Below are 17,457 nucleotides of genomic sequence, written 5' to 3'. Positions count from 1 at the left end.
CGTTTCGCTGCTGAAACGAGACGGAGACACGCCTGAAAACCGTAAGGGCCAAGCTGGACGCGTTCCGTTGCTTGAGGCCCGTCGCGCGTGTCGTCATCGTCCAGTCCAACCGTTTTCGTCCACAGCGGCTGGAGATGTTCGAGCACCTATGTCTGGAGCAAGTTCCGCGCCCTGGCCGGCGTGCGGGCCTATTACGAGCCCTGGCACGAGCAGCTGGGCCGGCTGAACGCCGAGACGCTCATCGCCGAGACCCCCGACAACAGCGGCCTGCGCCATCCGGGCGGCTCGCGGCCCTATCTCGACGAATTCCAGCCCGTGCTGGATCCCGCCGGCGGCGTGCGCGGCTACCACGACCGCTTCGCCCTGGACCGCTATTTCCTCGAGGCCGACGAGGAGGACGCCGACCAGCAGGCCTATGTCGCGGGCCTGGTCGACGCCGCCCGGGCGCGGGACGAGGTCCCGGTGCTGGCCTGCTGCCGCACCCTGGGCCGAATCGACTGGCTCAAGCGCCGGTTCGACGGTTTCCACATCGTGCTGATCCGCGATCCGGTGCAGCAGTGGATGTCGTTCTATTCCCTGCGCCGCCGGCCTCGCCCGACCTATTTCGAGCTGTGCCAGTACGTGATCCTGTCGGAGCTCCCCGGTCGCGACCTCGACGCCCAGGCCCTGCTGGGCGCGCGGTTCGAGGGGCGCGGCGGCTTGGCCGAGCGGATCGCCGCCGTGCGCCGCCGCCTCAAGCGCGCCCACGCCAAGGTGTCGTTCGCGGCCTTCCTGGCGGTCTATCTGCTGTCCTACCTGCGGGCCCTGCCCCAGGCCGACCTGGTCATCGACGTCGACCGGATGGCCCGCGACGCCGACTATGCGCGGAGCATCGAGGCGGCGATCCGCCAGGGCTGCGGCCTGTCGCCGGACTTCTCCGACTGTCGCACGCCCGAGCGCCACGAGCTGTCGATCGTCCCGTTCCGGGCAATGGCGCGAGGGGTGGTCGAGGCCCTGGACCTGCGCCAGGCCATCGCCAGCCGCGAGGCGCTGCAGCTCTATGGCAAGCTGGCCAACACCTTCGCGATCATGCCGGCCGAGACGTCCGCCGCCGGCGATCGTCTTGTGGTGCTGGTCAAGGGCTGGGTGGGTCGCCTGGCCGGTCGCCGCCAAGCCTTCGAGACCGCTCGCCGCTAGGCGGCGGCTTCCTGAGCGTCCTGGCCGCGCGTGAAGAGGCCGGGCTGGCCGGTCGGCCGCAGCAGGCCCTCGGCCTCGCCGGTCAACTGGTCGTCTGGGCCCAGCACCAGCACGCCGTCGTCGGGCAGCAGGGCCGTCAGGTTCTGAATGATGCGACCGTGCAGCGACGGCTCCAGGCCGTCCAGCACATGGCGCAGCAGGATCACGTCGAAGCGACCCAGGCTGGAGAGGTCGCTGAGCAGGTTGAGCCGCTTCCAGCGCACCGCCTGGCGGATGCGCGGGCTGATCTCCCAGGTGTCGTCCTGGTTGGCGAAGTGCTTGATCAGCTGGGTGATCGGCAGGCCGCGCTGGATCTCGAACTGGGTGTAGAGACCACTCTGGGCCTTCTCCAGGCAGCGCTCGGAAATGTCGGAGCCGAAGAACTCGAACTTGGCGCCCGGCTCGACGTCGCGGCTGTCGCCCGCCGCCATGGCCAGGGAATAGACCTCCTGGCCGGTCGAGCAGGCGGCGCTCCACAGTCGGATCGGCTGGTCGCGGCGCGCGCGCGACAGGGCCGGCAGCACCTCGTCGCGGAGATGGGCGAACACCTCGCGCTCGCGGAAGAAGCGGGTCTCGTTGAAGGTCAGGGCCTCGACGACCGCCCAGATCAGGCGCTCCTCGCGCTTGGCCCGCAGGGTGGCGATCAGGGCGTCGATGGAGTCGAAGCCCTCGCGGCGGGCCAGGGGCCCAAGACGGCTTTCCACGACATAGGTCTTGTCGACATCGACCAGCAGGCCGGCGCGCGTACGGCCCAGGGCGGCCAGCAGCTCCATGTCCTCGGGGGTCACAGCAGGCCCGCCTCGGCGAACTTCGCCGCGATGATCTCGCCGTCGAACGGCTTCATGATGTATTCGTTGGCGCCGGCCTCGAGGGCGGCGCGGATGTGGTTGACATCGTTCTCGACGGTGCAGAACACCACGGTCGGCGCATCGCCGCCCGGTTCGGTGCGCAGCTGGCGCAGGAACTCGATGCCGTTCATCACGGGCATGTTCCAGTCGAGCAGCACGGCGTCAGGCATGGCCGCGCGACACCACGCCAGAGCCTCCATGCCATCGGCGGCCTCGGCGATCTCGAAGCCGATGTCCTCCAGGACTCGGCGGGCGACCTTGCGGATCACCCTGCTGTCGTCGACCACCAGACAGGTCTTCACGGCATGCTCCAATCTCGACCGCCATGCTGGCGCGGCGAGGTTAAGGAGCCGTGAGTCTTAAGGATGAACCCGAGATTTTCCGGTGCGACCTTTAAGCCGGGACCCAGCAGGCCAGGCTGATGCGGTCCTCGGCCACCTCGACGGCGACCTGGCCGCCGGCGGCGCGGACCAGCGCGTGCAGATAGGCCGCCTGCACCCACGGACCGCCCAGGCCCTCGGCCAGCGGCTCGCCCTTCAGCCCGGCCAGCACCTCGGGGCGCAGGCGCGCGCGGGGGCCCACCGAGTCGGCGGTGATCAGGAAGCGGCCCTCGGCGCTGACGCCCTTCAGGGTGGCCACGCCGCCGGCCGGCAGGGCGCTGGCCGCCAGCTGGGCGATGTTGAGCAGGGCGCGGGTGGCGGGCTTGTTGATCACGGTGGGCTCGATCGCCCACACCATGGTCGGGCGCACGTGGTCGAACACGCCCTGGGCCAGCTTTTCCAGCTCGCGGGAGTCGAAGTTCTCGGCCGAGGCCGAGGCGCCGAAGGCCACGCGGGTGAACTGCAGCATGTCGGCCAGCTTGCGCGCCGACGAGGCGATCAGGCTCATGGCGTCTTCGCGCATGTCCTGGGCGGCCGGGTCCTCCAGCAGGTCCAGCCCCGAGACGATGGCGCTGGCCGGGCTGATGAAGTCGTGACACAGGCGCGCGGCCAGCATCGCGGCGAAGTCGGGGCCATTGACGTCGACCGTCGCGGGCGCGGCGGTCGGGATGGTCTCGGAAGCGGTCGTGTCGGTCATGGGCGCGGACTCTGGCGTGATTTGAGGCTTTGGCAAACTGGCCGTCGGCTCTATCAGGGGCGCGTTATGGATCCGTTTCTCGAACCGGGCGTCCTCGTGCGCCACCCTGACCAGCCCGACTGGGGCCTGGGACAGGTGCAATCCGTGATCGGACACCGCGTCACCGTCAACTTCGAAGACGCCGGCAAGCAGATGATCGACGCCCACCGGGTGACCCTGATCTTCGTCGGCGACGATCCCAGAGGATCCTCATGAGCGCTTCCGACACGCCGCTCAGCGCCATGGCGCTGGCTGACTGGGGCCGGACCCTGGCCGAGATCTGCGAGGAGGCCGCCACGGTCATCCTGCCGTTCTGGCGCACCGAGCTGAACGTCACCCAGAAGGCCGACAGCAGCCCGGTGACCGAGGCCGACCAGGCCGGCGAGCGCCTGATCCTGGCCCGCCTGGCCGAACTGTTCCCCGAGGTGCCGGCGATCTCCGAAGAGCACGCCAGCGAGTTCGGCACGCCCGACGCCATCGGCCCGCGCTTCTTCCTGGTCGACCCGGTCGACGGCACCAAGGCCTTCGTGCGCGGCGATCCCAACTTCACGGTCAATATCGGCCTGATCGAGAACGGCGTCCCCGCCGCCGGCGCGATCGTCGCCCCGGCCACCGGCGAGGCCTGGTTCACCACCTCGGACGGCGTGCTCAAGCGCCTGCAGCCGGGCGGCGTCGAGACGAAAGCCCAGGTCCGCGCCTGGCCTCAAGGCGAGGCCGTGGCCCTGGTCAGCCACACCATGAAGGAAGAGCGCGCCCTGGAGCTGGCGGCCGAATACGGCTTCGACCTGCGCACGCCGATGGATAGCTCGATCAAGATGTGCCGCATCGCGGAGGGCTCGGCCGACATCTATCCGCGCCACGGCCCGACCATGGAGTGGGACACCGCGGCCGGTCACGCGATCCTGGTGGCGGCCGGCGGCAAGTTCACCGCGCCGGACGGCGGGGCGTTCCTCTACGGCAAGGCCGACGAGGGGTTCAGGAACGGCTGGTTCGTGGCGCGGGGGGCTTAGTCACTCGCCCCCTCCGCGCCTGCGGCGCTCCTCCCCCATAGGGGGAAGATCGATCTGCCCCCTATGGGGGCGGACGACCTGCGAAGCAGGTCAGGTGGGGGCCAGTGGCTCCTCCCCCGGCGTCGTCAGGATCGTCCCCACCGACGCCGCAACGATCGCGGCGATGGCCAGCCATTGCAGCGGCCTCAGCATCTCGCCCAGCATCACCAGGCCCGCCAGCGCCCCGACCGCCGGCTCGGCGCTGAGCAGCACGCCAAAACTTCGTTTTGGGATGCCCTTCAGCGCGACCATCTCCAGTGAATAGGGGATGGCGCTGGACAGCACCGCCACCACCAGGCCTAGCGCCAAGAGCTTAGGCTGGAACAGGTTGGCCTTGGCGGTGAACAAGCCGATCGGGACCAGGATCAGGGCGGCGGTGGTCATGCCCCAGGCCACGGTGCGGCCGGCGTGCAGGTGGCCGGTGCGCTTGCCCAGAATGATGTAGAGCGCCCACAGCACCGCCGCCATGGCCGCGAAACCCACCCCGACCGGGTCCAGCGCGCCCGCGCCGGGCTTCAGCGGCAGCAGCAGGCCAAGGCCCAGCACCGCCAGGGCGATCCAGACGAAGTGGATCAGCTTGCGCGAATGGATCAGGGCCAGGGCCAGCGGCCCGGTGAACTCGATGGCGATGGCCAGGCCCAGGGGAATGGTGCGCAGGGCCATATAGAAGCTCAGGTTCATCAACCCCATCACCGCGCCGTACATCGCCACGGCCTTGAGGTCGGCGCCCTTCAGCGGATGCCGCCAGGGGCGCCAGACGATCAGCAGCACCAGGGCCGAGAACCCGACGCGATAGGCGCTGGTCCCTTGCGCGCCGACGATCGGGAACAGGCTCTTGGCGAACGATGTGCCGATGCACAGCGTCACGATCGCGGCCAGGAGCGCGGCGTAGGGGATCAGGGATTTTCGCGGGGCGGCCATACGGCCCGTTCTTATGGAACCCGCTGCTAGAGTTCCAGTGTTGGCGGACTCGCCCCCTCCGCGCTGCGCGCTCCTCCCCCATAGGGGGAAGATGATCCTATCCGCCCCCTATGGGGGCGGACGGCTGCGCAGCAGCCCGGTGGGGGCAAGTCGCCTGAAGGCTCTACTTCTTCACCCAGCCGCCCTCGAGCGGCTTCCAGTACTGACCCGGCGCCACGCGGGCGTAGAGCTGCTTGGCCGTCGCCTGGCCGGCGGCTTCGGCGGTCACGCCGGTCTTGGCGGCGATGTCCTTGTAGACGGCCGCGCGGCCGGTGTTGATCTCGGCGACCGAGGCGCGCAGGCCGGCGTCGCCGCCGGACACGATGCCCAGGAAGCCGTCGGCTTGCTCGCCGACCACGCCGGCGGCCTTGGCGGCGTCGACCGCGGCCTTGGCGGCGGCCGATTGGGCGGCGGCCACGCCCGCGCCGGCGGCGGCGAGCGAGAGGCCGATGGCCAGGACCGTCATCGTCTTGCGGATCATGTCGGTTCCTTTCCTAGAACAGGTTCGGGTTTTGCTGGATCAGCGTCTGAACTTCCTTGTCCAGCCGCACCCGGACGTCGGCGTCCAGCTTGGCGTAGATGTTGATCGGGTCGACCTTCACGCGGATCGTCGGCGTACAGGCTCCGAGCGCCCCCATCGCGATCAGGGCGGTCAACAGGGCGCGCTTTCTCATGCGTGTGTCTCCAGTTCGGGTTGGATCTTGGCCGGTCACGGCTGAACCGGGGCTGAACGCGAAACGTCGGCGTTATAGGCGTTGCGCCACGCTTCCATAAGCTCGTCGAAGTTCAGCGAGGTGTCGAGGGTCAGGTCGACCGGCGTCTTGGCCGGCAGGGCGATGCGCTTGTTGAACGCCGAGCCGCGGATCAGGTCCAGCAGGCCGATGCGGGCCTTCTCGGCCACCTTGGGATCGTGCTCGCCCTTGATGTGGAACAGGATCGCCAGACGCCCCTGGTCGGTGCTGTTGACCCCGGCCTCCAGCGTGTCGAACGACAGGTTCTCCATGGCCTGGTAGGCGAAGTCCTGGATGGCGTTGACCGGGGCGGCGGGCCCGACGGGCTTGGCCGGCGCGCCGGGGCTGTCGCTGTCCTGGCCCTGCACGCCCGCCTGGACGCCGGTCAGGGCCTCGCGCGAGATCGCCAGGCGGCCGGGTTGAATGGCGGCGATCCTGCCGTCCAGGAACTTGAAGCCCTTGGGGCCGAACTCGAACGGCAGGCGGCCGTCGACCACGGCGTCCAGCTGCACCTTCTCGACCAGGGACGAGGCGGCGATCAGCTCGCCCAGGTCCAGGTGCTCGATCACGATGACGCCGCGCATCGGCTTGGTCGGATCCAGCGGCACGTCGATCGGCTCGATCGACACCCGGCCCTTGGCGGCGTTGAAGGCCGCCGACGAGATGTGCAGGGCGTCCGCCCCCAGGCTGAAGGCCGAAACGAAGCCCTCCAGTGGCACCAGGCTGTCGACGCGGGTGATCTTCAGGGTCTGGTCGGGCGCGCTGACCAACGGGGCCAGGCTGGTGAAGTCGATGCTGCCGTCCAGGGTGGCCACGAAGCCGATCGGGCTGGTGAAGTCGATCTTGTCGGCGACCAGCCGCCCCTTGCTGGTCATGCCGTCGGCGTCCCAGACGAACAGGCCCGTGAAGCTGGCCGCGCCCGAGGCGTTCTTGGCGAAGGCGGCCATCGGCGACAGGTCGACCGGCTGCAGGCCGCCGTCCTTGGCGAAGGTCAGCTTGCTGGCGTCCAGCTCGGCCCGGCCGCGCGCCTGGGCAAGATCGTGGCGGATCGTGATCCGGCCCAGCGGCTGGTCCTTGGGCGTGGACGCGTCGATCGTCCCGGCCCAGATCCCGTTCAACAGGGAGAGGCGGCCGGCGGTCTTGATCGGGTTGAAGCGCCGGCTTTGGGCAACGTCGCTCATCACGCCCTGGTCCAGCCGGACCTCGGCGGTCATTCGCGCGCCCGATCCGGCGGCGCTCAGGCTGCCCGCCACATTGCCGATCTTGGCCTCGGCTTCGTCCAGGCCAGATTCGAGGTCGCGGAATTTCGCGGCCGCCGTCCACGCGCCGTCGTTCAGGGTCAGTAGCGGCGCGGCCGCCGGGCACAGGGTCGCCTTGGGTCCGCTCAGCGGGGTCTCGCCGATCAGCAGGCGCTTGGCCGTGAAGGGCGCGCAGTCGGCCAGGGCGAAGCTGGCGCGGCCGCCGGCCATGCGCGCCACGCCCTCGACCTTGCCGCTCAGGCCCTCCAGCGGCGGGATGTCGATGGCCTCGCCGGCCAGGGTCAGGCGGCTGGACAGCGCGCCGTCGGTCAGCCGCCAGTCGCGGGCGTCCAGGCGCAGCGTGGGCAGGCCGCCGCCGTTCAGCCGCGCCGACAAGCCGCCGCGCGCCTTGCCGCCGGCGATGTCGACCAGCGGACCGCCCGGGGCGGCGATCTCGGCGTGCACGCCGTTGGCGGTTTCCAGGCTGACGGGCCTGGGCAGGCTCAGCACCGTGCGGCCATCCTGCACTGAGATGCGGAAGGCCGGGGCGCGCAGGTCGAAGGTCCGCAGGGCCTGGGCGGCGGCCTTGGCGTAGGCGGGATTGGGCAGGGCGCTTGTCAGGCGCTCGGCGTCGGGTCCCGACACGCCGCTGTCGGCGCCGGCCGAGCCGTCCAGGGTCACGCCCAGGCGGGCGAAGGGCCCCGAGACGCGCCCGCGCGCATTGGCGGCCAGGCTGGTCAGGGCCAGGCCGCCGCTGGCCAGCCGGTTGGCGCCCAGCTGCACGGCCACCGGACCGCTGGCGAAGCCGCCCGCCGGGTCGTTGGAGACGATCAGCCCCGCCGACTCGATCCGCATGGACCCGCCGCGCACCGCCGCGCCGCCGGCCAGGGCGCGCTCGGCCTCGACCGAGACATGGCCGCCGACCCGGGCGCCCAGCCTCGCGCCCTGGCGCGACAGGTTCAGCGAGGTCAAATCCAGATCGATCGCCGCCTCGCGGGCGTCCAGGCCCGGGGTGGTCAGCACATCGCCGCGCGCCTTGCCGGTCAGCCGACCGTCGAAGCGGCCGTTGGCCAGGGGGCCGTCCAGCCGGCCGGCCAGGGCGATGTCGGCGGCCAGGCCCTCGCTGCGCGCCGCCCCGGCCCGGGCGGCGTCGGCGGTGAAGGCGGCGCGGATCTCGGCGGGGCCGTCGGCCGACAGCTTGATCAGGTCGGGATAGGCCAGGTCGGCGCTGAGCTCGCCTTGCGCGTCCTCCAGCTCCAGGTCCTCGCGCACCAGGGTTTCCAGGTCGAAGCGGGCCGTGACGGTCAGGCGCTCGCCGCGCTTGCGGGCGGTGACCAGGGCCCCCCGCGCCTCGACCACCAGGTCGCCCGTCGCATAGCGCATCCGCGCCAGCCGGCCATCGAAGCGCAGCAGCTGGCCGTCGTCGAGGCTGGCGTCGCCGGTGATGCGGGCCAAGCCCCCGGGCGTGCGCAGGTCGACGCGGGCGTCCTCGACCAGGATGGCCGGACCGGCGGTCTTCTTTTCCTTGGGCGACTTCAGCGCCTCGTCGATGATCGGCTGCAGCGGACCGAAATTCAGGCCCTTGTCGGTCAGGCTGGCCTTCAGGCGCGGCCGCACCAAGCGCACGGCGCGGGTGTCGATGGCGAAGGGGCCGCCGCTCCACGGCGCTTGCAGGTCGTAGGCCACCTCGATGCGGTCGGCCGCGAAGATCGGGTCGCTCCTGGGCCCCAGCAGCACCGAGCCGGAGAAGCCGCTGGCGTCCAGGTCGTCGACCGTGACCACCGCGTCGATGCCGCGCTCGCTCAGCCAGCTCTGGGCCAGCTCGCGGCTGATCTCGCGCCGGCCGCCATAGACCAGCAGGCCGGTGGCGATGAAGGCCATCATCGACAGCGAGACGGCTTCCAGTCCCGCATCGACCAGCCGGTCGCGGCGACTGGGCTTGGAAGGCTTGGACGCGGGATCGGGAGTCGGGTCGGCCATCAGGTCCTAGGTCTGGATCGAAGCCCCCCGGCTCTTCTCTGTAATGTCTAGTTCGCGACTTTTATCCGCGAAAGCCCAGATCTACCCTCGGAAGCCCAGAACGTCCTGCATGTCGTAGAGACCGGGCGGCTTGCCCGCGACCCAGGCAGCCGCCGCGATGGCCCCGCGCGCGAACAGGCCCCGGTCGGTGGCCGAGTGCGACAGGGTCAGGAGCTCCTCCTCGCCGGCGAAGATCACGCTGTGCTCGCCGATGATCCCGCCGCCGCGCACCACCGAGAAACCGATCGCGCCTTCCTTGCGCGGGCCGGTTACGCCGTCGCGGCCGCGGTCGGCGACCTGGCCCAGGCCCACCCCGCGGCCCTCGGCGGCGGCTTCGCCCAGCATCAGGGCGGTGCCCGAGGGCGCATCGATCTTGCGCTTGTGGTGGGCCTCGTAGACCTCGATGTCCCACTCGGACGCCGGCAGGGCGGCGGCGGCCTGCCTGACCAGGCCCATCAGCATGTTGACGCCCAGCGAGTAGTTGCCCGAGCGCACGATGGCGATCTTCGTCGCCGCTGCGTCGATGCGGGCCAGCTGCTCGATGGAAAAGCCGGTCGAGCCGATCACCAGGGCTGGACCGCCGCGTTCCGCGCAGGCTTCGGCCAGCGCCACCGAGGCCTCGGGCAGGGTGAAGTCGATCACCGCGTCGGCGGCGGCCAGGGCCGCGTCGCGGTCGACCAGGCCCGGACCGTCCGCGCCGGGACGGTCGAAGCGGGCGACCGCCGTGGCCAGGGCGTGGCCGTCCAGGGTCTTGGCCACCGCCTGGCCCATGCGGCCGAGCGCCCCGGCGATGGCGATCTTCACGGGCGTGGACATGGCGGCCTCCGACACGAAACGTGTCGCGCCTGATCGCCCATCCGACCCCTCCGGGTCAATGGCGGCGAGGGCGGCGAGCGCCTTGCGCGCGACCCTCCAGCTTGACGCAACGCCAAGCCCAACAGGCGTTTGCGAGCGATTTTCTCCGCTGGGCGAGGTTGTGGGCTCTCCCAAGCCCCCGTACGGTGAGCGCACATAAGGGCGCTCCGCATTGTCCGGCTCGTCCCATCAACTTGCACGCAGGACGGGGAACGCCGGTTATGAGCGACACCGAAAAGAAGACCTTCACCGACGAAGAAGCGCTGAACTTCCACCGCTATCCCACGCCGGGGAAGATCGGGGTGGTCGCCACCAAGCCGATGGCCACCCAGCGCGACCTGTCGCTGGCCTATTCGCCCGGCGTCGCTGTGCCGGTGCTGGCGATCGCCAAGGACCCCGACCTCGCCTACGAATACACCTCCAAGGGCAACCTGGTGGCGGTGATCTCCAACGGCACCGCGATCCTGGGCCTGGGCGATCTGGGCGCCCTGGCCTCCAAGCCGGTGATGGAAGGCAAGTCCGTCCTCTTCAAGCGCTTCGGCGACGTCGACAGCATCGACATCGAGGTCACCTCGAAAGACGCCGACGAGATCATCACGGTGGTCAAGAACATCGGCGTCACCTTCGGCGGCATCAATCTGGAAGACATCAAGAGCCCCGAATGCTTCCGCATCGAGACCGAGCTGCAGGAGCTGCTCGACATCCCGGTGTTCCATGACGACCAGCACGGCACGGCGATCATCTGCGCCGCCGGCCTGATCAACGCCTGCCACATCACCGGCAAGAACCTGGCCGACGTGCAGGTGGTGCTGAACGGCCCCGGCGCGGCCGGCATCGCCTCGATGGAGCTGATCAAGGCCATGGGCGTGCGCCCCGAGAACGTCATCGCCGTCGACTCCAAGGGCGTGCTCTATCGCGGCCGCACCGACGGCATGAACCAGTGGAAGAGCGCCCACGCGGTCGACACCGACAAGCGCACCCTGGCCGAAGCCGTCGCCGGCGCGGACGTCCTTCTCGGCCTCTCGGCCAAGGGCGCCTTCACGCCCGAGATGATCGCCAGCATGGCGCCCAACCCGGTCATCTTCGCCATGGCCAATCCCGACCCGGAGATCACGCCCGAAGAGGTCCACGCCGTGCGCAAGGACGCCATCATGGGCACCGGCCGCAGCGACTATCCCAACCAGGTCAACAACGTCCTGGGCTTCCCCTACATCTTCCGCGGCGCCCTGGACGTGCGGGCCAAGCGCGTCAATCACGAGATGAAGATCGCCTGCGCCAACGCCCTGGCCATGCTAGCCCGCGAGGACGTGCCCGACGAGGTCGCCGCCGCCTATCACGGCCGCCAGCTGAAGTTCGGCCCCAACTACATCATCCCCTCGGCCTTCGACCCGCGCCTGATCTGGTACGTGCCGCCCTTCGTCGCCCAGGCGGCGATGGACACCGGCGTCGCCCGCCGACCGATCGAGGACATGGACGCCTATCGCGCCAGCCTGGCCCAGCGCCTGGATCCCACCGCCGGCTTCCTGCAGAAAATCGCCGGCTCGGTGCTGGCCAATCCCAAGCGCATCGTCTTCGCCGAGGGCGAGGACCCGTCGGTCATCCGCGCCGCCTACGCCTTCCAGACCGGCGGCTACGGCAAGGCCATCCTGTGCGGCCGCGAGAACCTGGTGCACGAGAACATGCGCGTCGTGGGCCTCGACCCCGACACGGCGGGCCTGGAGATCATCAACGCCCGCCTCAGCGACCGTAATCCCGACTATGTCGACGCGCTCTACGCCCGCCTGCAGCGCCAGGGCTATCTGAAGCGCGACATCCAGCGGCTGATCAACCAGGACCGCAACAGCTTCGCCGCCTCGATGGTCACCCTGGGCGAGGCCGACGGCATGGTCACCGGCGTCACCCGCAGCTTCGACCAGGCGCTGGAGGACGTGCTGCGCGTCGTCGACCCGGCCCCCGGCGGCCGGATCATGGGCATGTCGGTGGTGCTGGCTAAGGGCCGCACGATCTTCGTGGCCGACACCAACGTCACCGAGTTGCCCGAGGCCGAGGAGCTGGTCGAGATCGCCTGCGAAGCCGCCCGCGCCGTCGCCCGCCTGGGCCACAAGCCGCGCGTGGCCTTCATGAGCTATTCCACCTTCGGCAACCCGATGGGCCTGCGCTCGGAAAAGGTGCGCGAGGCCGTCGCCATGCTCGACGAGATGGACGTCGACTTCGAATACGAAGGCGAAATGCCGCCCGAACTGGCCCTCGACCCCGAAAAGCGCGCCAACTACCCGTTCATGCGCCTGACCGACAGCGCCAACATCCTGATCATGCCGGCCATCCACGCCGCCTCGATCTCGACCAAGCTGGTGCAGAGCCTGGGCGGAGCGACGGTGATCGGGCCGGTGCTTCTCGGATTGTCGAAGTCGGTCCAGATCGCGCCGTTGAGCGCGTCGGTGTCGAAGATCCTGAACATGGCGATGATGGCGGCGTATGACGCGCCGGTGGAGGGGTAGGGGTTACTGAAAGTCGTTAAGTGGCGGCAGTGCTTTGTCCAGAAGCCTCCGCCACGCATCGAGTACGTTTTGCAGTACGGAGGAGAGCACGCGCTGATCGCCGTTACGGTCAGTGATAACGACTTGGTCGATGCCGCCGAGCTTGCCTTCTCCCGAACCGTAGTTGCCCGTATCCAGATTGGCAGGCAATCACTGCATCCGCCCCAGCGATACGGGCATTCCTTCTATCTAACACTCGGTGCTTAAACGCATCGGCAACATCTCGAAGGAGCGCGACGTCAAGCGATCGTTCGGTTGTTCTTAAGTGTAAGCACTGAGCAGAAACGGCCTCTCGAACTTCATCTAAACTGGAGAATGCTGGAAGATTTGCATCGCCTTCCTTTAACGCGAAGTCCGCCAGGTGATGCAGTTCTGTCGCTGCGGTGCGGCCACGACGCATACTGTCGAGGCGAGCGGTTGGAACTGCGGAGACATCATTTTGAGCCGCATGGGAGAGAGCGTGCTCAGCGGTCCAGTACTCTCGAAGCGCCGGCAAGACGACGTGTTCAAGATGTTCGTCGAGCGTCGCCATTGGCGTTTAGCCCACCCTAAAACCCTTGGTGGAATTGGAGCTCGGGCTGAGGGTCTCGTCAAGGACGACGCGGAGCGTCGCCGCGACGCGGCCGCCAGAGGCGGTCCTTGACGAGACCCTCAGCCCGAGCAAGCTCGCCTCCATGGGTTCAAGGCGCGGCCTCGCCGTGAGGCGTTCCTTTCACACCCCCTCTCCACCGTCATTCCCGCCCTTGTGGCGGTCCGCCGCAGGTGCGGGAGGGGCGGACCGCTGGCGGTCCGACTGCGCCTCACGTGTCGGCTGAACCAGGGGTTCCCGCCACGGGGGCGGGAATGACGATGCGTGTTGGGTTGGCGGGCGTATTTTTAGCGGGCCGATTTCGCAAGCGGGGTCTCTGCGGTTCACGCACCCCCCTCTCCACCGTCATTCCCGCCCTTGTGGCGGGAACCCCTCTATCCGCCGCAAGTGCGGGAGGGGCGGACCGCTGGCGGTCCGACTGCGCTTCACGTGTCGGCTGAACCAGGGGTTCCCGCCACAAGGGCGGGAATGACGGTGGGTTTAGGTGGGCAGATGACGCTCACACCATCCGCGGAACGGGCGTCCATTCGAACACCGACGCATAGAGATCGTCCCAGCGCGGGTTGTCGCGCTCGATGAGGTTGATCTTCCACTGGCGGGTCCAGCGCTTGATGGAGGTTTCGCGCTGGATCGCCTCTGTCATCAGGTCGTGGGCCTCGTACCAGACAAGGCGTTTCAGGCCGTAGGTCCTGGTGAAGCCCGGTTGCTGGCCTTCGCGGTGCTGAACGATCCGCGAGAGGAACTGGCCCGTGACGCCGGTATAGAGCGTCCCCCGATATCGATCGGCCATCATGTAGACCGCGATCCAGGCGTCGCGCGGAACCATGGCTGTTCTCCGTCGGAATAAGAACAATACAAGAACAATCGTGACGTGTCACCTTGGCGGTGAAGCAGGGCGCGAGCGCGGGGATAGGCGGCGCTCCATCCCGGGCGTTTGCGCGACAGAGCTCCACGATTTCAACACCTTGGAACTTTCTCGCATCGCCCTTTCGGACGCGCTCAAAACAAGCCCCATACTGCTCCTGCCCCAAGGCAAGGGAAGGGACGTCGGCCGGCGACCTGATGGGCCTTGGGGTGTGATCGCGCGGGAACGAGGATGGGGGACGTAAACCCATCCATCGGGGATCGGCCAAGATCCCCGCCCGTCCGAAGGTTCGCTCCGGATCCCTCCGGAATCGGCGTGGCTTGCAGCCCCAGGGCTGGGTCCGTCGCGAGGCAGGGGAAATCCGGGTGGGGCAAAGGGTTGAACCAGACCCGCGCGCCCCGGCCAGAGGGAAAACGGTCACGCGGAGCGTCCGTCTTCGTCGAAACGGTACTCACTACGCACCCATCCGGGCGAGGCCCGGGCGCTCCGCGACCCTTCCCATCCCATCGGCGGTTTTCCGCGCGAGGCCGCCTCGTGCTGTCCGGGCGGCGATGGCTCAGACGCCCGTCGGGGATTTCCCCGAGCGCGGCCTGGGTGTGACCCGTGGTCGCAGGGTTGTGCGATGACTTGCCGGGGTGGCGGCGCTATCGTGTCGCAGGCCCAGCAACGGGCGCCGTGACCGTGCGATCGCCGGCATTCGAGGGTGGTCATGAGGCCGATGGCGAGGGACAGGTCGGAGACGCGGGGTCAGCGCCCGTGATCGACCAACTGACCTTTCTGGCCACCTCGCCCAGCGTGACGACCGCGCTGAAGCACGCGCCGCTGGGCATCGCCATCTTCGACCGCGACATGCGCTATCTGGCGGCCTCGCGGCAGTACCTGACCGACCAGGACCTGCCGGCCGACCTGTCGCTGATCGGTCGCCGCCACTACGAGGTCTTCCCCGAGATTCCCCAGCATTGGCGCGACCTGCACGCCCGGGTGCTGGCCGAGGGGGTCGAGCTGCGGCACGAGGAGGGCGAGCCCTTCACCGACCGCAACGGCAAGGTCGACTGGATCCGCTGGTCGATGGCCCCCTGGCGCACCGACGACGGGGCGATCGGCGGGCTGGTGCTCTATACCGAGGTGGTCACCGCCTCGGTCCGGGCGCGCCAGGAGCTGCAGGCGGCCGAGGCGCGCTATCGCGCCGTGTTCGACCAGGCGTCGATGGGCGTGGCCCGCGTGACCTTCGACGGCCGGTTCCTGGAGATGAACGACCGGTTCTGCGCCATCACCCATTACGACCGCGACGCCCTGCTGGGCATGCGGTTCCGCGATCTGGTGTCGCCCGAGGACTTGGCCGGCGCCATGGGCCACGCCCAGGCCCTGCTGACCGGCGAGATGGAGACCTACACGGTCGAGCGGCGGCTCAAGGCCGGCGGCGACGCCCTGGTCTGGATTCACCTGACCGCCTCACGGGTCCAGCTGGGCGACGAGCCGCCCTATCTGGTCATGATCATCTCCAACATCACGGCCCGCAAGCAGGCCGAGAGCGAGCAGCAGCACTATCAGGGCCAGCTGCGCCTGCTGATCAACGAGCTGAACCATCGGGTGAAGAACACCCTGGCCACCGTGCAGTCGATGGCCGCCCAGACCCTGCGCAACGAGCCCGAGCCGGCGGTGGCGTTCGAGAAGTTCGAGTCGCGGCTGCTGGGCCTGTCGCAGGTCCACGATGTCCTGACCCGCGAGAGCTGGCACGGCGCGGCGCTGCGCGAAGTGGCCCAGCGGGCCCTGGCGCCGTTCACCGAGGTGGCCGACCGCGTGGTGGTCGACGGGCCGTCGGTCTGGCTGCAGCCGGGCGGAGCCCTGACCATGGCGCTGATCTTCCACGAGCTGGCGACCAACGCTCTGAAATACGGCGCGCTCTCCCGCCCCGACGGTCGCGTGACCCTGGACTGGACCTATGACGAGGCCGCCCGCGGCCTGCGGGTGACCTGGACCGAGACCGGCGGCCCGCCCGTTTCGCCGCCCACCCGCCGGGGCTTCGGCTCGCGGCTGATCGAGCGCAGCCTGCGCGGCGAGATGAAGGGCGCGGCGACCATGGACTACCGCCCCGAGGGCCTGGTCTGCGTGATGCAGGTCACGCTGTCGGAACCCGCCGAGGCTGGCGCGATGTCGGCCTAGTCGGGAAACGAGTCGAGATCGGTGGGCTCGGCCAGCGGCCCGCCGTTGCGCTCGGCCCGGAACTGCTGGGCCTTGGCGTAGGCGCTGCGGCGCATCCGCATGATCTGGCCCAGCGGGTGGTGGGCCGAGAGGCCATGCCAGGGCGAAAAGCCCATGCGGTCGTCGACGGCCTCCGACCGCGCCGCGCTCCAGCCCGACTGCGGACCGGCGGTCAGCCGCGCCACCGGGATCCACGGGCTGAGGGCCTCGTCCCAGACGGCGGTCGGGTCCTCGACCGGCATGTCGTCGAGATTGGCGCACAGCTGGGCCCGCAGCAGCCATTCGCCGCCCTTGAGGCCGAAGTGCTTCTGGATCGCCAGCCGCAGCGCGTCCGGATCGGCCCCCAGGTCGACGGTCGCCTCCTCCAGGGCCTTCAGCTCCGCCGAGGCCGGGACCAGCGAATAGCGGGCGATATGGTCGCCATGGCGCAGCGGCAGCTGGCTGAAGAAGGTCTCGCCCAGGATGTGGCGCGGCTGCTGGCCGCCCAGGGCGCTGAGCGTGGCGCTCTGGCCGCCGAACGCCTCGATCAGCTTCTCGACGGTCTGGGCCACGGCCGACAGCGCCACCTTGGCGCCTTCGGCCCGATCGGTGGTCGCCGCCACCAGCTTCAGATTGGCCAGGAAGGCCTTGGCGTTCTTGGCGTTGAAGATCGGACCGTTGACCAGGATCAGGTCCTGGCTGGTTCCGCCTTCCGAGCCCGGCAGACGCTCGCCCTCGACGCCGAGGATCTTCAGCGCCACGCCGCGCGGCGTCGAGACGCTGTCGGGCAGCATGTCGCCGGGAATGGTCGAGAACCGCATCACGGTCGGATAGCGGCCGGGCTTGGCGAACAGGCCCTGGGCCAGGACCGCCGGCAGGCCGGGCAGGATCTCCAGCTGCGCCTTCAGGATGCCGTGGCTCTTGGCGTGGACGGCCCGCAGGGCTCGCCCGCCGTCGGCATAGGTGCGCTCCTGGATCTTGCGCATGGTGGCCACGATCGCCTGGGCGGTCTCGGCCTCGTCGGGTTCGATGGTCTCGACCGACGGGTCATAGCGCTGCGGGCTGACCGGCGGTCCGGGCGCGAAGCTGCGCGCTTCGGCGGCGCCGATCGACGCCAGGTCGTCGGCGCGGAGGCCTTCAGGCAAGTGAGGATCCAGGGTCGGCATGGGAACGTCCTTGTCTGAGGGCTGTGAAGGGAACACCCCGTGCGGACGCCTGTTCCGGGCCCGGCCCCCTTGCGCTGGACGTTCCCCG

At 69.4% G+C, this 17,457-nt stretch carries 16 protein-coding genes; 5 read left to right on the top strand and 11 right to left on the bottom strand.

Annotated features, from left to right (window positions below; genetic code table 11):
• Positions 1–87: 87 nt before the first annotated feature.
• Complete coding sequence (locus AC1RUS_RS12120; RefSeq protein WP_492916387.1) at positions 88–1,176, top strand: hypothetical protein; 1,089 nt, start codon at positions 88–90, stop codon at positions 1,174–1,176.
• Here the strand turns inward: AC1RUS_RS12120 and AC1RUS_RS12115 are convergent.
• The 3 genes from AC1RUS_RS12115 to chpT all read right to left on the bottom strand — a co-directional run bounded on the left by AC1RUS_RS12115 (position 1,173) and on the right by chpT (position 3,140).
• Positions 1,173–2,003: a CheR family methyltransferase gene (locus AC1RUS_RS12115; RefSeq protein WP_492916385.1), complete on the bottom strand. Its 831-nt coding sequence runs from the start codon at positions 2,001–2,003 to the stop codon at positions 1,173–1,175. The genes AC1RUS_RS12120 and AC1RUS_RS12115 overlap by 4 nt on opposite strands.
• Complete coding sequence (locus tag AC1RUS_RS12110) at positions 2,000–2,377, bottom strand: response regulator (RefSeq protein WP_492916383.1); 378 nt, start codon at positions 2,375–2,377, stop codon at positions 2,000–2,002. The genes AC1RUS_RS12115 and AC1RUS_RS12110 overlap by 4 nt, the downstream gene beginning before the upstream one ends.
• A 79-nt stretch (positions 2,378–2,456) precedes the next feature.
• Entirely contained in the window at positions 2,457–3,140 is a 684-nt protein-coding gene (gene chpT, locus AC1RUS_RS12105; protein ID WP_492916381.1) for a histidine phosphotransferase ChpT, read from the bottom strand.
• Positions 3,141–3,206: 66 nt separating this feature from the next.
• Between chpT and AC1RUS_RS12100 the strand changes: the two genes are divergently transcribed.
• Both AC1RUS_RS12100 and cysQ read left to right on the top strand, forming a co-directional pair.
• Complete coding sequence (locus tag AC1RUS_RS12100; protein ID WP_492916379.1) at positions 3,207–3,395, top strand: DUF3553 domain-containing protein; 189 nt, start codon at positions 3,207–3,209, stop codon at positions 3,393–3,395.
• A gap of 26 nt (positions 3,396–3,421) precedes the next feature.
• Positions 3,422–4,189, top strand: coding sequence for a 3'(2'),5'-bisphosphate nucleotidase CysQ (cysQ, locus tag AC1RUS_RS12095; RefSeq protein WP_492917100.1), 768 nt, complete (start codon positions 3,422–3,424; stop codon positions 4,187–4,189).
• Positions 4,190–4,279: 90 nt separating this feature from the next.
• Here the strand turns inward: cysQ and AC1RUS_RS12090 are convergent, their stop codons facing one another.
• The 5 genes from AC1RUS_RS12090 to dapB all read right to left on the bottom strand — a co-directional run bounded on the left by AC1RUS_RS12090 (position 4,280) and on the right by dapB (position 9,992).
• Positions 4,280–5,149, bottom strand: a complete 870-nt coding sequence (locus AC1RUS_RS12090; RefSeq protein ID WP_492916377.1) for an EamA family transporter — start codon at positions 5,147–5,149, stop codon at positions 4,280–4,282.
• A gap of 163 nt (positions 5,150–5,312) precedes the next feature.
• Positions 5,313–5,669, bottom strand: a complete 357-nt coding sequence (locus tag AC1RUS_RS12085; RefSeq protein ID WP_492916375.1) for a YdbL family probable chaperone protein — start codon at positions 5,667–5,669, stop codon at positions 5,313–5,315.
• A 13-nt stretch (positions 5,670–5,682) separates the two neighbouring features.
• Complete coding sequence (locus AC1RUS_RS12080) at positions 5,683–5,862, bottom strand: YnbE family lipoprotein (protein WP_108489247.1); 180 nt, start codon at positions 5,860–5,862, stop codon at positions 5,683–5,685.
• Positions 5,863–5,897: 35 nt separating this feature from the next.
• Complete coding sequence (locus AC1RUS_RS12075) at positions 5,898–9,137, bottom strand: intermembrane phospholipid transport protein YdbH family protein (protein WP_492916372.1); 3,240 nt, start codon at positions 9,135–9,137, stop codon at positions 5,898–5,900.
• A gap of 81 nt (positions 9,138–9,218) precedes the next feature.
• Positions 9,219–9,992 carry a 4-hydroxy-tetrahydrodipicolinate reductase gene (gene dapB / locus AC1RUS_RS12070; protein ID WP_492916371.1) on the bottom strand — a complete coding sequence of 258 codons (774 nt, stop codon included), beginning with the start codon at positions 9,990–9,992 and terminating at the stop codon, positions 9,219–9,221.
• Positions 9,993–10,252: 260 nt separating this feature from the next.
• Between dapB and AC1RUS_RS12065 the strand changes: the two genes are divergently transcribed.
• Positions 10,253–12,529 (top strand): NADP-dependent malic enzyme, encoded by a 2,277-nt coding sequence (locus AC1RUS_RS12065; RefSeq protein ID WP_492916368.1) that lies wholly within the window; start codon positions 10,253–10,255, stop codon positions 12,527–12,529.
• Between the two features lie 3 nt (positions 12,530–12,532).
• Here the strand turns inward: AC1RUS_RS12065 and AC1RUS_RS12060 are convergent, their stop codons facing one another.
• Complete coding sequence (locus tag AC1RUS_RS12060) at positions 12,533–12,718, bottom strand: hypothetical protein (RefSeq protein ID WP_492916366.1); 186 nt, start codon at positions 12,716–12,718, stop codon at positions 12,533–12,535.
• Positions 12,719–13,656: 938 nt separating this feature from the next.
• Entirely contained in the window at positions 13,657–13,983 is a 327-nt protein-coding gene (locus AC1RUS_RS12055; protein WP_492916364.1) for a GIY-YIG nuclease family protein, read from the bottom strand.
• 795 nt (positions 13,984–14,778) lie between these two features.
• Here AC1RUS_RS12055 and AC1RUS_RS12050 point away from each other — a divergent pair.
• Complete coding sequence (locus AC1RUS_RS12050; protein WP_492916362.1) at positions 14,779–16,185, top strand: sensor histidine kinase; 1,407 nt, start codon at positions 14,779–14,781, stop codon at positions 16,183–16,185.
• Here the strand turns inward: AC1RUS_RS12050 and AC1RUS_RS12045 are convergent.
• The gene (locus tag AC1RUS_RS12045) at positions 16,182–17,348 is read right to left on the bottom strand and encodes a catalase family protein (protein WP_492916360.1); all 1,167 of its coding nucleotides are present in this window, start codon (positions 17,346–17,348) and stop codon (positions 16,182–16,184) included. The two genes, AC1RUS_RS12050 and AC1RUS_RS12045, sit on opposite strands and share 4 nt — an antisense overlap.
• Positions 17,349–17,457: the final 109 nt, after the last annotated feature.

The sequence above is a fragment of the Caulobacter sp. GW821-FHT10F06 genome (assembly GCF_058809215.1).
Note: the sequence above shows the minus strand (reverse complement) of the source record. Positions and strands in the feature narration are given on the sequence as shown.

Excerpts from the sequence above, each read along its gene's own strand:
- AC1RUS_RS12090 (WP_492916377.1), bottom strand. The coding sequence starts at position 5,149 with ATGGCCGCCCCGCGAAAATCCCTGATCCCCTACGCCGCGCTCCTGGCC.
- chpT (WP_492916381.1), bottom strand. The coding sequence starts at position 3,140 with ATGACCGACACGACCGCTTCCGAGACCATCCCGACCGCCGCGCCCGCG.
- dapB (WP_492916371.1), bottom strand. The coding sequence starts at position 9,992 with ATGTCCACGCCCGTGAAGATCGCCATCGCCGGGGCGCTCGGCCGCATG.
- AC1RUS_RS12085 (WP_492916375.1), bottom strand. The coding sequence starts at position 5,669 with ATGATCCGCAAGACGATGACGGTCCTGGCCATCGGCCTCTCGCTCGCC.
- cysQ (WP_492917100.1), top strand. The coding sequence starts at position 3,422 with ATGGCGCTGGCTGACTGGGGCCGGACCCTGGCCGAGATCTGCGAGGAG.
- AC1RUS_RS12080 (WP_108489247.1), bottom strand. The coding sequence starts at position 5,862 with ATGAGAAAGCGCGCCCTGTTGACCGCCCTGATCGCGATGGGGGCGCTC.
- AC1RUS_RS12065 (WP_492916368.1), top strand. The coding sequence starts at position 10,253 with ATGAGCGACACCGAAAAGAAGACCTTCACCGACGAAGAAGCGCTGAAC.
- AC1RUS_RS12075 (WP_492916372.1), bottom strand. The coding sequence starts at position 9,137 with ATGGCCGACCCGACTCCCGATCCCGCGTCCAAGCCTTCCAAGCCCAGT.
- AC1RUS_RS12055 (WP_492916364.1), bottom strand. The coding sequence starts at position 13,983 with ATGGTTCCGCGCGACGCCTGGATCGCGGTCTACATGATGGCCGATCGA.
- AC1RUS_RS12100 (WP_492916379.1), top strand. The coding sequence starts at position 3,207 with ATGGATCCGTTTCTCGAACCGGGCGTCCTCGTGCGCCACCCTGACCAG.